This window comes from Pararhodobacter aggregans (assembly GCF_003075525.1).
Classification (GTDB): Bacteria; Pseudomonadota; Alphaproteobacteria; order Rhodobacterales; family Rhodobacteraceae; genus Pararhodobacter; species Pararhodobacter aggregans.
In genome coordinates, this window is sequence record NZ_QDDR01000009.1 from 18,860 (window position 1) to 32,814 (window position 13,955).

The 13,955-nt window shown below is 68.3% G+C and carries 13 protein-coding genes and 1 tRNA gene; 6 read left to right on the forward strand and 8 right to left on the reverse strand.

What is annotated here, in order from left to right; all coding sequences use genetic code 11:
- Positions 1 to 255 precede the first annotated feature (255 nt).
- Positions 256 to 1,131, reverse strand: a complete 876-nt coding sequence (gene dapA, locus DDE23_RS16325; RefSeq protein WP_107753039.1) for a 4-hydroxy-tetrahydrodipicolinate synthase — start codon at positions 1,129 to 1,131, stop codon at positions 256 to 258.
- A 111-nt stretch (positions 1,132 to 1,242) separates the two neighbouring features.
- Between dapA and DDE23_RS16330 the strand changes: the two genes are divergently transcribed.
- Positions 1,243 to 3,210 carry a lytic transglycosylase domain-containing protein gene (locus DDE23_RS16330; RefSeq protein ID WP_107753040.1) on the forward strand — a complete coding sequence of 656 codons (1,968 nt, stop codon included), beginning with the start codon at positions 1,243 to 1,245 and terminating at the stop codon, positions 3,208 to 3,210.
- 30 nt (positions 3,211 to 3,240) lie between these two features.
- On the opposite strand, the gene DDE23_RS16335 is transcribed toward DDE23_RS16330, so the two are convergent.
- From DDE23_RS16335 to DDE23_RS16365, 7 genes are all read right to left on the reverse strand, one after another.
- Positions 3,241 to 4,971, reverse strand: coding sequence for a cold-shock protein (locus DDE23_RS16335; RefSeq protein ID WP_107753042.1), 1,731 nt, complete (start codon positions 4,969 to 4,971; stop codon positions 3,241 to 3,243).
- Between the two features lie 196 nt (positions 4,972 to 5,167).
- Positions 5,168 to 5,257, reverse strand: a tRNA-Ser gene (locus DDE23_RS16340).
- A 190-nt stretch (positions 5,258 to 5,447) separates the two neighbouring features.
- On the reverse strand, positions 5,448 to 5,759 hold the full coding sequence (locus DDE23_RS16345; RefSeq protein WP_107753044.1) for a 2Fe-2S iron-sulfur cluster-binding protein: 312 nt from the start codon (positions 5,757 to 5,759) through the stop codon (positions 5,448 to 5,450).
- Positions 5,760 to 5,777: 18 nt separating this feature from the next.
- Complete coding sequence (locus DDE23_RS16350) at positions 5,778 to 6,494, reverse strand: SDR family NAD(P)-dependent oxidoreductase (protein ID WP_202863278.1); 717 nt, start codon at positions 6,492 to 6,494, stop codon at positions 5,778 to 5,780.
- Positions 6,494 to 7,291, reverse strand: a complete 798-nt coding sequence (locus DDE23_RS16355) for an enoyl-CoA hydratase/isomerase family protein (RefSeq protein ID WP_107753048.1) — start codon at positions 7,289 to 7,291, stop codon at positions 6,494 to 6,496. The genes DDE23_RS16350 and DDE23_RS16355 overlap by 1 nt, the downstream gene beginning before the upstream one ends.
- A 2-nt stretch (positions 7,292 to 7,293) precedes the next feature.
- Entirely contained in the window at positions 7,294 to 7,815 is a 522-nt protein-coding gene (locus DDE23_RS16360; protein ID WP_107753050.1) for an aromatic-ring-hydroxylating dioxygenase subunit beta, read from the reverse strand.
- Positions 7,816 to 7,820: 5 nt separating this feature from the next.
- Positions 7,821 to 9,077, reverse strand: a complete 1,257-nt coding sequence (locus DDE23_RS16365; protein ID WP_107753052.1) for an aromatic ring-hydroxylating oxygenase subunit alpha — start codon at positions 9,075 to 9,077, stop codon at positions 7,821 to 7,823.
- A gap of 311 nt (positions 9,078 to 9,388) precedes the next feature.
- On the opposite strand from DDE23_RS16365, the gene DDE23_RS16370 reads away from it, so the two are divergent.
- The 5 genes from DDE23_RS16370 (at position 9,389) to DDE23_RS16390 (ending at position 13,919) form a co-directional block, all read left to right on the forward strand.
- The gene (locus DDE23_RS16370; RefSeq protein WP_107753054.1) at positions 9,389 to 10,537 is read left to right on the forward strand and encodes an ABC transporter substrate-binding protein; all 1,149 of its coding nucleotides are present in this window, start codon (positions 9,389 to 9,391) and stop codon (positions 10,535 to 10,537) included.
- A gap of 69 nt (positions 10,538 to 10,606) precedes the next feature.
- On the forward strand, positions 10,607 to 11,479 hold the full coding sequence (locus DDE23_RS16375; protein WP_107753056.1) for a branched-chain amino acid ABC transporter permease: 873 nt from the start codon (positions 10,607 to 10,609) through the stop codon (positions 11,477 to 11,479).
- Between the two features lie 4 nt (positions 11,480 to 11,483).
- A complete protein-coding gene (locus tag DDE23_RS16380; RefSeq protein ID WP_107753058.1) occupies positions 11,484 to 12,443 on the forward strand; it encodes a branched-chain amino acid ABC transporter permease in 960 nt (319 codons plus the stop codon).
- Entirely contained in the window at positions 12,440 to 13,231 is a 792-nt protein-coding gene (locus DDE23_RS16385; RefSeq protein ID WP_107753060.1) for an ABC transporter ATP-binding protein, read from the forward strand. The genes DDE23_RS16380 and DDE23_RS16385 overlap by 4 nt, the downstream gene beginning before the upstream one ends.
- Positions 13,218 to 13,919, forward strand: a complete 702-nt coding sequence (locus tag DDE23_RS16390) for an ABC transporter ATP-binding protein (protein WP_107753062.1) — start codon at positions 13,218 to 13,220, stop codon at positions 13,917 to 13,919. The genes DDE23_RS16385 and DDE23_RS16390 overlap by 14 nt, the downstream gene beginning before the upstream one ends.
- The last annotated feature ends 36 nt before the right edge of the window (positions 13,920 to 13,955 follow it).

Here is a 13,955-nt window from a genome sequence, read left to right on the forward strand (position 1 = left end):
CATCAGGGCATCGCCGCGACGCCGCGTGCCACTGCTGCATCAGGAGGCCCGGCAGGCCGCCGCCCGCAGGCCCGGAACTCCGAATTAACCTTAATGCCCTGTTACCGCGCCCTTCTTTGTTCTGCAAATATCCTCCGGGTGGGTCCGGGAGGGTGGAAAACCCTCCCGGGGGTGCCACGGGCACCGAAGCCCCGGATGGGGCACAACAGAAAAGGGCGGCCGAAGCCGCCCCTGCCCGACCCGCGACGGGGAAACTCAGTTCAGGATGCCCGCGTGGCGCATCGCCGCGTCGATCGCCTCGGCGGTCTTCTCGGTCACGCCCAGAAGCGGCAGCCGCACCTCGGTCGAGCAGCGGCCCAGCCGCGACAGGCCGTATTTCGCCCCCGCCAGCCCCGGCTCCAGAAAGATCGCCGTGTGCAGCGGCATCAGCCGGTCCTGATACTCAAGCGCGCGGGCGTAATCGCCGGCCAGCGTCGCTTCCTGGAATTCGGCGCAGAGCTTCGGCGCGACATTCGCGGTCACGGAAATGCAGCCGACGCCGCCATGGGCGTTGAAGCCCAGCGCCGTCGCATCCTCGCCCGAGACCTGGACGAAATCCGCCCCGCAGCTGGCACGCTGCATCGAGACGCGCTCGATCTTGCCGGTCGCGTCCTTGACGCCGATGATCGAGGGCAGCTTGGCCAGCTCGCCCATCGTCTCGGGCAGCATGTCGACGACCGACCGCCCGGGGATGTTGTAGATGATGATCGGCAGCGCCGAGGCCTGGGCGAGCGCGGTGAAATGCGCGATCAGCCCGGCCTGGGTCGGCCGGTTGTAATAGGGCGTCACGACCAGAGCCGCATCGGCGCCGACCGCTTCGGCGTGTTTGAGCAGACGGATCGCCTCGGCCGTGTTGTTCGAGCCGGCACCGGCCACCACGGGCACGCGGCCCTTGGCAACCTTGACGACGAAGGCCACGACCTCTTCATGCTCGTCATGCGTCAGCGTCGGGCTTTCGCCGGTGGTGCCCACGGGAACCAGCCCGTGCGAACCCTCGGCGATCTGCCATTCGACCAACGATTCGAGCGCCTCGTAATCGACCGCACCGTTCCTGAACGGCGTGACCAGCGCGGGAAGCGAACCCCGGATCATGTCTTGCTCCTCTTGGCAGCCTGCCGCCGGTGCCAGTCTCCTGACCCCTTTGTGTGTTGCGCAGGCATCCTGTGCGACTAGACTCTTGAACGCCCCTTTTCAAGAGCATCCATGCGCCTGCTGAAGACCCTGATGACCGCCGCAACCCTCGTCGCGGCCCAAGTCCCCCTTGCCCGGCCCACCCTGGCCTGGGAGGGCGCGCCGCCGCCCCGTGCCGCGGGCGCCATCGGCGCGCTGGTCAGCGCCGTGCGGCTGGGCGACGTCGACCGCTTCCAGATCCTGCGCGAGGCGGCGGGGCCGATCGGCGTGCGCATCGCCACCTGGCGGATCCTGCGCGAGGGGATCGCCGGGGATCTTTCGACCTATGCCGCCTTCGCCACCCATCACCAGGACTGGCCGGGGATGGACCTGCTCTATACCCGGGCCGAGGCCCGGCTGGCCGGCGAGCCGCCCGAGGCGGTGCTGAGCTGGCTCAGCCTGCATCCGCCCCGCACCTCGGAGGGCTATCTCGCCCGGCTCAGGGCCGAGGTGGCGCTGGGGCGCGACCCGGCCGGGACGCTGCGCGCGCTCTGGCTGGGCTATCCGCTGACCGAGGCGATCGAGACGGATCTGCTGACCCGCTTCGGCGACCAGCTGCGCCCGCTCGCCGCCGAGAGGCTGGATGCGATGCTCTGGGAGGGCGAGCGCGCGGCCTCCGAGCGGATGATCCCCCTCGTCGGGGCCGCCGATGCGGCACTGGCCCGCGCGCGGCTGGCATTGCAGGCCCGGGCCGACGGGGTCAACGCGCTGATCGACGCGGTGCCCGCGGCGCGTGCCAATGACCCGGGGCTGGCCTATGACCGGTTCTACTGGCGCCTGAACCGGGGGCTTCAGGACGAGGCGGCCGAGCTGATGCTCTCCGTCTCGCCCGACAACCTTGGCCGGCCCGAGAAATGGGCCGCCCAGCGCGCGCGCCTCGCCCGGCGGGCGATGGAGGCGGGCGAATACGAAACCGCCTTGGCCCTCGCCGCGCGGCATGGTCTTACCGACAACGGCACCAGCATGGCCGACCTCGAATGGCTGGCGGGTTACGTGGCGCTGCGCTTTCTCGACCGGCCCGCCGAGGCGCTGGCGCATTTCCAGACGCTGAGGAACCGCTCGGTCAGCCCGATCACGCTGGGCCGCGCCGGCTATTGGGAGGGACGCGCGCAGGAGGCTCTGGGCAATGCCGAGGCGGCGCGCGAGGCCTTCGCCTTCGGCGCGCAATATCAGACGGCGTTCTACGGCCAGCTGGCGGCGGAACGGCTGGGGATGGACCTTGATCCGGCCCTGATCGCGGCGCCCGGCTATCCCGACTGGCACGACACGCCGCTGGCCTCCTCGGACCTGCTGCAGGCCGCGCTCCTCCTGCATGACGCGGGTCAATGGCATGAGGCGCGGCGCTTCACCCTGCAGCTGGCCTCGACCCTGACCGACGAGGCCCAGCTCGGCGCGCTGGCGCAGCTCTGGCTCGACCGGGGCGAGCCGAACTTCGCCCTGCGCATCGCCAAGGAGGCCATCGGCCGCGGCATTCTGCTGCCCAACGCCTATTTCCCGGTGACCGAGCTGGCGCAGGCCGACCTGCTGGTGCCCGCCGATCTGACGCTGGCCATCGCCCGGCGGGAAAGCGAATTCGACCCGCGTGTCACCAGCCATGCCGATGCGCGGGGCCTGATGCAGGTCATGCCCGCGACCGGACGGCATACGGCGCGGCGGCTGGGACTGCCTTTCGAAGAAGGGTGGCTGACCTCGGACCCGGCCTATAACGCAAGGCTGGGCGCGGGCTATCTGCAGGAAATGTCCGAGCTGTTCGGCGGCACCCTGTCGATGGTCAGCGCCGCCTACAACGCCGGCCCCGGCCGCCCCCGCCGCTGGGCCCAGGAGTACGGCGACCCGCGCGACCCGGACGTGGACCCGGTCGACTGGGTCGAGATGATCCCCTTCAGCGAGACCCGCAACTACGTGATGCGCGTCACCGAATCGGTCATCATCTACCGCGCGCTGCTGTCCGGCCAAAGCACCCCGATCCGCCTGACCGCCCTCCTGCGCGGCGAGGGGTGACAGCCAAGGGCCTGCACGCGGGCCGATGCGTCAGCGCCGCCGTTGCGACCGGGCTCCGGCTTTCTGCACCATGGCCGCCCGCCGCTGCTCGGCTTCGACTGCGTGCTCGGGGCAACAACTGCCGCAGGTGCATCGGTAATATCCGTTGCTGCATTGGCTCAGGTCGCGGCTGTCGACGATCGCGCCGCAATCCTTGCCCAGGCAATGGTTCAGATAGTGTTTCCTGCCGACCTCGGCACAGCCGGGCATCGCGCAATAGAAGACCGTGCAGCGATAGGCGGCACTGAATGGGCGCGTCACGATCCTGTCCGTCTCAGGGTCATGAACCCTCACCTCGACGCGGGAATATCGGAAATCCGGCTTCATGATCTTGCCGCAGCAGCGGCAGGCCAGTCGGGCACTCACTTCGATCAGCCGATTGAGATACCCTGCAAGCTTGACCGGGAAGTCCCGCCGTTCCGGCTGCGGCGCCTGCGCATAATCGCGGCCGAAATAGCTCAGCCAATCATAGAGCGTGTAGTCGAACGGTGATTTCTCCAGATCGGGGATATTCTGCGGATCCTTGCACTCGCGGCCCCGGCAATAATGCTTGCCCCCCTTCTCCCAATATCTCGCCTCGCAGGAAAGCGCGGGCCCCAGCGTGCGGCAACTGGGAAAGACCGCCTTGAAGCCCGGGTCGTCCAGCGACAGCGACCCCGCCAGCAGGGCCTCCCACAGCTGGTGAAAGAAGACCGCTTCGAGACTGGGGTCGCTGTTGCCATCCCAGACCAGCGGCAGAAATCTGCTGAGGACAAAGCACTCCGGATCATGGCGCAGCCAGGCCGACTGCGCCACGTCGTCGACGAAGCTGCGGTCCCTGTTCGCGATCTTCTGCTTGACCCTCAGCTTCTCGAAAAAGGGCGCCAGCGCCGGGTTGGCGGTGAAATCGTCAAACCCGCGGAACCGGCGGCGATAGATGGCGCGAACGTAGTCCAGGGGCTCGTCCCCGGCCTCGGCCGGGGCCCGACCTTCCAGCCGTTTCTGAACCGCCTGTTTGGCGAAAAGCGCGAGACGCTCCCGCTGCGGACCGAGTGTCTCGGGGCGATCGATCACCCCCTCGAACACGCAGGCCAGCACGAAGCTGAACGGCAACTCACCGATCTTGCTGGCGAAGAACCGCGTGCGGTCGGCCGTCGATCCGGCCTTGAGCCAGGCGATCCATTCGCCATGTCTTGCGTCGAAATACGAGGCGGGCACATGACGAAAGCCGTCATCCAGGGCCGCCAGCCCGGCCAGTCCGATACCATCGAGCAACCGTATCTGCCGGGCCTGATCCCTGAGCATGCCGACCACGCGTCTCGCCGCCGCGGACCCTGGCAGGAGGGCAGTCAGAAGAGGCATCACCCAATCGTTGTCGCGCCGATTGATCAGCGAGAGGAGCAGGTCGCGATAGGTAAAATCGGCCAGCATCCGCTCCAGCGCCTGCGGCCCGCGCAGGTATGTCGCCAGAGCCGCCGTCTCGAATGTCTCGATATCGCGGCAGAGGCTGACGCCCTGCGCGCGTTTCTTGCCGTTTTCCACCTGCACGGCGAAGACCGCGAAATCGCCTTCGTCGGGTGCGGGCCCGGCAATCTGGCTGCGGTGAACGAAGATATCGTCGCCGTCGATACTCGTGATGAAGCCGAAATCATTCTCCCGGCCGGTCTTGTGGTTCTCGCCGCCGAACCATTTCACGCGACCGATGGACAGGCTGGCGCCGGATTGAGGAAGCGTCACTGTCATTCACCCTTGCATCACCGGGACCACCGCACCTGATGGGGCCCCGGCGCCAGAGGTAATGGGCAGAGCCCCCGCCGTCCATGCGTTTGAGCGGCTCAATGGGGCGAAAAATCGGGCCACAACAGGGTCATGACGACTGCAAGCACCGCCGCCGCAGGTATCGGCAACGTTCTTGATGGGCGATCACGCGAGGGGCAAGTGGCGGAGACGAAGGGATTCGAACCCTCGAGACGGTTTCCCGTCTGCACCCTTAGCAGGGGTGTGCCTTCGACCACTCGGCCACGTCTCCACCGCCCCGTATATTGGCCCGGATGCCGGAGAACAAGGGCTTTCTGGCCGGATTCTCGGGGCGGGACGGGACAGACCGCATATCGAGCCAGACCGCTGATTTCCTGCGATATTCCCCGCGGGAACGGCAGATCGCCCTAGGCCTGGTGGCGCGGGGCGATCCGGCGGGCGCGACTCGCAGGGGCCCGGCCTCAGCCCGGCAGATGCAGGACCAGACCGTCCAGCGCTTCGGTCACCGGGATCTGGCACGCGAGGCGCGAGGCCCCGCCCACGTTCTCGGCGAAATCCAGCATGTCCTGTTCGAGGGTTCCGGGGCCGCCGACCCGCGCCAGCCAGTCCGGGGCCACATGCACATGGCAGGTCGCGCACGAGCATGCCCCGCCGCATTCGGCGAGGATGCCCGCCACATCGGCCCGCCGCGCGGCCTCCATCACGCTGAGGCCGGGCTCGGCCGCGACAACCTGCGTGGCGCCGCCCGGGGCGACGAAATGGATCTCGATCATGGGAAACTCCGCGATGGATCAGGCGCCGCAGCCCATCCCGCCCGAGACGCCCAGCGCCTCGCCGGTGATGAAGCCCGCGTCCTCGGAACAGAAAAAGGCGATGGCGGCGGCGATTTCCCCGGGCTGGCCGAGGCGCCGCAGCAGGGTCAGCCGGGCCATGTCCTCGCGGATCCGGGGGCCGACCTCGGCCACCGCGCGGTCGACCATCGGCGTCTCGACCGGGCCGGGAAGGACCGCATTCACCGTGATAGCATAGCGCGCGTTTTCCCGGGCCAGCGACCGGCCGAAGCCCAGAAGCCCGGCCTTCGCGGCCGCATAGACCGCGCCGCCCCTGGAGCCCAACCGCCCGGCTTCGGAGGAAACCAGCACGATCCGCCCCCAGCCCCGGGCCTGCATGCCGGGCAGGACCCCGTGGCAGAAGGCGAAGGCGCTCTCCAGGTTCACGGCCAGCAGACGCTGCCAGTCGGCGGGGCCGGTCGCGGTGAAGAAGGCGTGCTGATCGGCGCCTATGTTGTTGACGAGGATGTCGAAACCCTCGCCCGCCAGAAACCCGGCGACCGCCGCTGTGTCGGTCCCGTCCAGCGCCACGAAGCGCGCGCCGGTCTCGGCCGCCAGAGCCTCGCCCGCCACCGCGTCGCGGTCGACGAAAGCCACCGCGCAGCCGTCGCGGACCAGCCGCCGCACCGCCGCGGCCCCGATCCCCGCCGCCCCGCCGGTCACCAGCGCGCGGCGCATCAATGGCCCGTGAAGCGCGGCGTGCGCTTTTCGATCACCGCGGCCAGGCCTTCTCGGCTGTCGGCGGTGGCGGAGAGCCCGGCGACGGTCCGCGCCTCCTCCGGCAGGCAGCGCTCCACATCCAGCGCGTTCCACAACAGCCGCTTGGCTGCCGATTGCGCCAACGGCGCACCCTGGGCGTAAAGCGCGGCGGTGGCCCGGGCGTCGGCCGCCAGATCCGCGTCCGCGACCATCCGGGTGATGAGGCCGATGCGCTCGGCCTCCGCCGCCTCGACCACGCGATTGGACAGCACGATCTCGGCCGCCCGGCGGAAGCCCACCAGATGCGGCAGGATCACCGAGGCGCCGCCATCGGGCGCCATGCCGACCCGGGTGGCGCCCGCCATGAACTTCGCCCCAGCGCCCGCGATGACGATATCCGAGGCGCAGACGAGGCCCAGCCCGCCCCCGCCCGCCGCGAAGCCCTGCACCTCGGTCACCACCACCGCATCCAGCCGGATCAGCGCGCCGATGGCCATCTGCAGCCAGGCCGTGACCTCGCGCAGGAAATCGCCCAGCCCCTCGCCCATCGCGGCGAATTCGCGGACATCGCCGCCCGCGCAGAAATTCCGCCCGGCGCCGCGCAGATGCACGACCCGCACCCCCGGCTCGCGATGACAGCGCATCACGGCAGCATGCAGCGCCTGCATCAGGGCGATGTTCATGCCATTGGCGGCCTCGGGCCGATTCAGGGTGATCGTGGCCACGCCTGCGTCACAGGACAGCAGCACGGGGCCTTCGGCAATCCAGTCGGTCATGCTCACACCAGGAAGGAAAGGGTAAAGACGGGGCGGGCGTTGTTCACCAGCCCGATTTTCTTGCGCACCAGCCGGAAGGCGCCATCGACCAGCCGCAGCCGGTACTCGTTGCGCGCCGCCCAGAGGGTTTCGCCGCGCAGATTGTCCTCGTAGATCAGGACATTGGCACGAACCGAGACTTCGGCCCCCTCGACCGCGACCACCTCGATATTCGAGATGAGCCGCGCCAGTTCCGAGCGCGGGGTCTGGGTGTGTCGGCGGCCGGTCTTCAGCTGCTCGACCCGCACCTTGATGCGCGAGCGGTTGTCGTACAGGATCGACATCTGCCGCTCGGGGTCGGTGTCATGGCCATTGGCGGGGACCCAATAGATCGCGTCGTCCTCCCAAAGCTGTTCCCAGGCGTCATAGGCATGGGTGTCCTGCAACCGGGCCTCCAGATAGAGGAATTGCGCCACGCGGTGGTGCAGATCGACGGGGCTCAGCGCCGCCAGATCCACGGGTTTTTCGGCAAGCATCGGGTCCATCGCAGTCACTCCTGCATCAGGCTGAGGTAATGCCGCCAGATCCCGCGCTGGGGCACTTCGTCGGTCGAATGGGCGACGCGGAAACCGTTCTCGTCGCGGCGTTCGCGGTGCAGGCCGCGCGACAGGACCAGCCACTCGGGGTCATGGATCAGCGCCCCGCGGTGGTTGCGCTCGTACATCTCGGTATCGTCGGCCAGCAGCAGCCCGGCGGGGCCCACCGAGCCCATGGTCTGCTGCCGCAGCCGCCGGTTGATGTCCGGCGCGCCCTTGAACTGGACGGCGGTGACATGCTGGATCGTCTCGTCCACCGCCATCGGCTGCAGGACGAAAAGCTGGATCTCGGCGATGAACAGGTTCGGGAAGATCATGGTATGCGGCGAGCCGTCGATCATGATCTGCCGCGCCCGGTCGTCGCCATAGGCCGCTTTCATCGCCGCCGTGTACTCGGGCAGCCGCTCCTCCGAGGTGCCGAACCATTTCAGCGGCGTATCGAGGCGGCGCCACTCCGGCCGCAGGTCGAATTCCGTGTGCCCGTTGCCATAGTCGCGGGTCAGCGCGGTGGAATCCTTGCCATAGAGATTGGCGATCCCGCTCTTCGTCACCTGAAAGATCGAGGCATGGACGAAACCGGGGTGATAGCCGTCGGTCTCGTTCTCCAGCATGAACTTCCAGTTGGCCCGGGTGCGATGCTGCAGGAAACCCGCGGTCAGCTCCAGCTCGCCGGTCGGGGAATTGTCGCACAGCTGATCGAGCGCCGCTTTCGCGCCCCCCAGATGCTCCATCAGCGTTGGCCCCTCCGCCGCCATCGAGCCGAAGACGAAGCCGCGATAGATGCCGATCCGCGCCACCTTGCCCAGACCCACGCCGGCCTTCGACACCCCCTCATAGCCGTCGGGCAGGGCGTAGCCCATCAGCTCGCCGGTATTGGCGAAGGTCCAGGAATGGTAGGGGCAGGTGAAGGTCGCGCGGTTGCCCTGCTTGTAGGCGCAAAGCTGGTTGCCCCGATGCGGGCATTTGTTCAGCAGCAGCCGGATCTCGCCCTGCCGGTCGCGCACCATCAGCACCGGGGTCGGGCCGATCGACTTGGTGACGTAATCGTTGGCGTTCGGCACCTCGCTCTCATGGCCGATATAGACCCAGGTGCGGTGCCAGATCCGGCGCATCTCCTCCTCGAAGATCTCCCGGTCGGTATAGAGCCGGCTGTGAACGCGCGCGGGTTCGATCAGGGAATCGATCCGCGGAAGGGTTGATGTCTCGGTCATGGCGGGCTCTCTCGCTCGTCGGGAATCGCCGGATCAATTATCCGAACGTTCGTTCTGTTTTTGAGAATCGGGCGCCCGGTGTCAAGAGGATTCCGCGCCGCCCGCCATCCGGCGAGGCGCCGCCCCACCCACTTCATTCTGCCACAAATACGCTCTTTTTCCTGAAACATCCGCCGCTTCCCGGCAAAAACCGCCATCCGAAATGTCGGATTGATTGCTGGCCACCCTTCGTATAAATTGACCGAACGATCTGACGATTATTCGGCGAAACGCCCGCCAGATCGCCCGAACACACGGTCAGGGAGGACCCGATGAACACGCACAAGACCCTTGCCCTCGCGGCACTGCTGGCGGCGCTTGGCGCCCCGGCGGCGCTGGCGCAGATCCGCATCGGCGCCACGCTGGCCGAGACCGGCCCCGCCGGCGCGCTGGGCGACCCGGAGGCCAGGACGCTCCGCCTGCTGGTCGAGCAGATCAACGCCGCGGGCGGCGTGCTGGGCGAGCCGCTGGAACTGGTGCTCTATGACGATGGCGGCGACCCGAACAACGCCCGCACCTTCGCCACCCGGCTTGTCGAGCATGACGAGGTCGTCGCGATCATCGGCGGGACCACCACCGGCACCTCGCTCGCCATCCGCTCGGTCGCCGAGGAAGAGGAAATCCCCTTCATCTCGCTCGCCGGCGGGATCGAGATCATCGACCCGGTGCAGCCCTTCACCTTCAAGACCCCGCATACCGACCGCATGGCCTGCGAGAAGATCTTCGAGGACATGCAGGCGCAGGGGATCGCCCGGATCGGCATGATCTCGGGCACCGACGGGTTCGGGGCCTCGATGCGCACCCAATGCCTCTCGGTCGCCGAAGCCTACGGGATCACCGTGGCGGCGGATGAAAGCTATGCGCCGGGCGACGCCGACATGGTCCCGCAGCTGACCAACATCCGCAACACCGAAGGGTTGCAGGCGGTCCTGAACCCGGGCTTCGGCGCGGGTCCGGCCATCGTCACCCGCAACTACCGCCAGTTGGGGATCGACCTGCCGCTCTATCAGTCGCATGGCGTGGCGGGTCAGGCCTTTATCGACCTCTCGGGCGCCGAGAATGCCGAGGGCGTGCGCCTGCCGGGCACCGCGCTGTTGATCGCCGACCAGCTGGCCGGGGATGACGCCCAGCGCGAGGCGGTCGTGGCCTACCGCGACGCCTATGTCGGGCGCTACAACGAGCCGGTCTCGACCTTCGGCGGCTATGCCCATGACGCGCTGGCGATCCTGGTCGACGCCCTCACCCGCAATGGCGAGGCCGATCCCGACCCAGTGGACCTGCGCGAGGCGATCGAGGCGACCTCGGGCCTCGTCGGCACCACCGGGATCTACAGCTTCTCGGCCGAGGATCACCTCGGCCTCGACCTCTCGGCCTTCCGGCTGCTGGAGATCCGCAACGGCGGCTGGACACCGGTCCAGTAACGCCAGACCGGGCGGCGCCCTTGCAAGCGGGCCGCCGCCCGGCCCCTCCCCCAACCAGCGCGGAACCCCATGGCCGATCTTCTGCAATTCCTGATGTCCGGGCTCACGGTCGGCGCGGTCTACGCGCTGCTGGCGCTCGGATTCACCATCATCTTCAACGCCTCGGGCGTGGTGAACTTCGCCCAGGGCGAATTCGTCATGCTGGGCGGCATGGGCACCGCCTTTGCCATCGCCGCGGGCCTGCCGGTGCCGCTGGCGGCGCTGCTGGCGATCCTGGGCACCGCGGCGGTGGGGGTGGCGCTGAACCGGCTGGCCATCGCCCCCGCCCGCGGCGCGCCGGTCGTCTCGCTCATCATCATCACCATCGGCGCGGCGATCTTCCTGCAAGGCGCGGCGGGGCTGCTGTTCGACAAACAGATCCACCGCTACCCGGGCTTTTCCGGCGAGGCGCCGCTGCGGCTGGCGGGCGCGACGCTGCTGCCGCAGAGCCTGTGGGTCATGGCGGGCGCCGCGCTGACCTTTGCCGCGCTCTGGCTCTTCTTCACCCGTACGCTGACCGGCAAGGCGGTGCTGGCCACGGCCAACAACCCGCTGGCCGCCTCGCTGGTCGGGATCAACACCAAGGCGATCATGGCGCTGTCCTTCGGCCTGTCGGCGGCCATCGGCGCGGTGGCGGGCGTGCTGGTCACGCCGATCACCATGACCGCCTACAACACCGGCGTGGCGCTGGCCCTCTCGGGCTTCGCGGCCGCCATGCTGGGGGGTCTGGGCAACCCCTTGGGCGCGCTGGCGGGCGGCCTGCTGCTGGGCGTGCTGGAGGCGCTGACCGCGGGCTATGTCAGCTCGCAATACAAGGATGCGGTGTCCTTCATCCTCATCATCCTGGTACTGGCGCTGATGCCGCAGGGCCTGCTGGGCCGCAAGACGACGGATCGGGTCTAGGGAAATGCGGATGAAACCCAAACACCTGTCGCTGCTGGTCCTGACCCTGCTGGTCGTCGCGGCGCCCTTCTTCTTCCCCTCGGGCTTTTACTACCGGATCGGGGCGCTGATCTTCATCAACGCCATCGCCGTGACCGGGCTGGTCATCCTCATCGGTTACGCCGGGCAGATCAGCCTCGGCCACGCCGGTTTCGCCGGAATCGGCGCCTATGCCTGCGCGCTGGCGCCCGAGCATCTGGGCCTGCCCCCGGTCGCCGCGATCCTCCTAGGCACGGCCCTGTCCGCCGCGCTGGCCTGGCTGGTCGGGAAGCCGATCCTCCGGCTGCACGGCTATTACCTCGGCGTTGCCACGCTGGGGCTCGGCATCCTCATCTCCATGGTTCTGTCGAACGAGGCGCAATGGACCGGCGGCCCCGATGGTATCGCCGTGCCGGACCTCGGGCTCCGGGGGCTGTTGCGCGACCTCGGCTGGCGCATCGGCGCGGGGGAGTTGTGGTACGGGCTGGCGGGGACGGTGATGATCCTCGGCGCCTGGCTCGCGCTCAACCTCTTCGACAGCCCGACCGGCCGCGCGCTCAGGGCGCTGCATGGCTCCGAGGTGGCGGCGCGGACCATGGGCATCGACGTGGCCCGCCACAAGCTGCACGCCTTCGTCGTCTCGGCCGTCTATGCCTCGGTCTCGGGCTCGCTGCTGGCGCTGATGAACCGGCTTATCACCCCCGATGTCGCGGGCTTCATGCATTCGGTGCAGATGGTGACCATGGCGGTTCTGGGCGGCGTCGGCTCGGTGCTGGGGGCAATCTTCGGCGCCACGATCCTGACCGCGCTGCCGCAGCTGCTGACCGTCTTTCACCAATACGAGCACATGGTGCTGGGGCTGGTGATGATCCTGGTGATGATCTTCCTGCCCGACGGCCTGCTGCCCAGCCTGATGAAACGCCTGCGCGGGAGGGATGGCGAATGAGCGCACTTCTGGAAATCGACGGGCTGGGCATCGCCTTTGGCGGGATCACGGCGGTGGATGACGTGTCCTTCGCCGTGCGCGCGGGCGAGATCGTCTCGGTCATCGGGCCGAATGGCGCGGGCAAGACCACGCTGTTCAACATGATTTCGGGCCTTTACCGGCCGTCGCAGGGCAAGGTCCGGCTGGAGGGCGCCGAGATCACCGCCATGGAGCCGCATCTGCTGGCCCGGCGCGGGCTGTCGCGGACCTTTCAGAACCTGCAGGTCTTCGGCGAGATGACGCTCTTGGAAAACGTCATGGTCGGCCATCACCTGCGTGAAAAGGCCGGGGTGTTGTCCGACCTCCTCGGCCTGCCCGCCTCGCGCCAGAAGACCCGCGCCTCGGCCGAGAGCGCGCTGGCTTTGTTGGCCCGCGTCGGGCTGGAGAAAGCCGCCTACCGCGCCGCGCGCACCATGTCCTATGGCGCGCTCAAACGGCTGGAGATCGCCCGGGCGCTGGCTTTGGCGCCGAAGATCCTGCTGCTGGATGAACCCGCCGCCGGTTGCAACGCCGTCGAGACCGAGGAAATCGACCGCCTGATCGCCGAGATCGCCCGCGCGGGCGTGGCGATCCTGCTGGTCGAGCATGACATGAAGCTGGTGATGAAGATTTCCGCCCATCTCGTGGTCCTCGACCACGGCCGCAAGATCGCCGAGGGCGCGCCCGCCGAGGTCGCCCGCGACCCGCAGGTGATCGCCGCCTATCTGGGCCAGCACGGACAGGAACAGGTGCTTCATGCTGAAGGTTGAGGGGCTGCGCGCCCGCTACGGGCGGATCGAGGTGCTGCACGGCATCGACCTGGAGATCGCCTCGGGCGAGATCGTCTGCGTGCTGGGCGCGAACGGGGCGGGCAAGACCACGCTTCTGCGCTGCCTGTCGGGCGTGCAGCCCATCGCGGCGGGGAAAATCACCTTCCGCGGCGAGGATCTGCGCCCCCTGCCCGCCCATCGCCGTCTGGCCCGGGGTCTGGCGCAAAGCCCCGAGGGGCGGCAGATCTTCACCAATCTTACGGTCGAGGAGAACCTGCGCCTCGGCGCATGGCTGCATGCCGATGACCGGGTGCAGACGGACATGGATCACGCCTTCACCCTGTTCCCGGTGCTGAAGCAGAAGCGGGCGCAGGCGGCGGGGGGCCTGTCGGGCGGGCAGCAGCAGATGCTGGCGATTGCCCGGGCGCTGATGGGGCGACCGTCCTGCCTGCTGCTGGACGAGCCCTCGATGGGGCTGGCGCCGATTCTGGTGGACCAGATTTTCGACGTGGTACGGCAGATGAAGGCGCTGGGCGTCACCGTCCTGCTGGTCGAGCAGAACGCCTATGGCGCGCTCCGCATCGCCGACCGGGGCTATGTGCTGGAGACGGGGCATGTGGCGCTTTCCGGCCCCGCCGCCGGGCTGATCGAGAACCCGCGGATCCGCGAGGCCTATCTGGGCCTCTGACACCGCCCGCATGGACAGGCGCCCGAATCCCTCTAT

What these genes read in the sequence shown, in the direction of transcription:
- DDE23_RS16375 (WP_107753056.1), top strand. Translation starts at nt 10,607, where the DNA reads ATGGCCGATCTTCTGCAATTCCTGATGTCCGGGCTCACGGTCGGCGCG.
- DDE23_RS16380 (WP_107753058.1), top strand. Translation starts at nt 11,484, where the DNA reads ATGCGGATGAAACCCAAACACCTGTCGCTGCTGGTCCTGACCCTGCTG.
- DDE23_RS16345 (WP_107753044.1), bottom strand. Translation starts at nt 5,759, where the DNA reads ATGATCGAGATCCATTTCGTCGCCCCGGGCGGCGCCACGCAGGTTGTC.
- DDE23_RS16330 (WP_107753040.1), top strand. Translation starts at nt 1,243, where the DNA reads ATGCGCCTGCTGAAGACCCTGATGACCGCCGCAACCCTCGTCGCGGCC.
- DDE23_RS16335 (WP_107753042.1), bottom strand. Translation starts at nt 4,971, where the DNA reads ATGACAGTGACGCTTCCTCAATCCGGCGCCAGCCTGTCCATCGGTCGC.
- DDE23_RS16390 (WP_107753062.1), top strand. Translation starts at nt 13,218, where the DNA reads ATGCTGAAGGTTGAGGGGCTGCGCGCCCGCTACGGGCGGATCGAGGTG.
- DDE23_RS16370 (WP_107753054.1), top strand. Translation starts at nt 9,389, where the DNA reads ATGAACACGCACAAGACCCTTGCCCTCGCGGCACTGCTGGCGGCGCTT.
- DDE23_RS16350 (WP_202863278.1), bottom strand. Translation starts at nt 6,494, where the DNA reads ATGCGCCGCGCGCTGGTGACCGGCGGGGCGGCGGGGATCGGGGCCGCG.
- dapA (WP_107753039.1), bottom strand. Translation starts at nt 1,131, where the DNA reads ATGATCCGGGGTTCGCTTCCCGCGCTGGTCACGCCGTTCAGGAACGGT.
- DDE23_RS16355 (WP_107753048.1), bottom strand. Translation starts at nt 7,291, where the DNA reads ATGACCGACTGGATTGCCGAAGGCCCCGTGCTGCTGTCCTGTGACGCA.
- DDE23_RS16360 (WP_107753050.1), bottom strand. Translation starts at nt 7,815, where the DNA reads ATGGACCCGATGCTTGCCGAAAAACCCGTGGATCTGGCGGCGCTGAGC.
- DDE23_RS16365 (WP_107753052.1), bottom strand. Translation starts at nt 9,077, where the DNA reads ATGACCGAGACATCAACCCTTCCGCGGATCGATTCCCTGATCGAACCC.
- DDE23_RS16385 (WP_107753060.1), top strand. Translation starts at nt 12,440, where the DNA reads ATGAGCGCACTTCTGGAAATCGACGGGCTGGGCATCGCCTTTGGCGGG.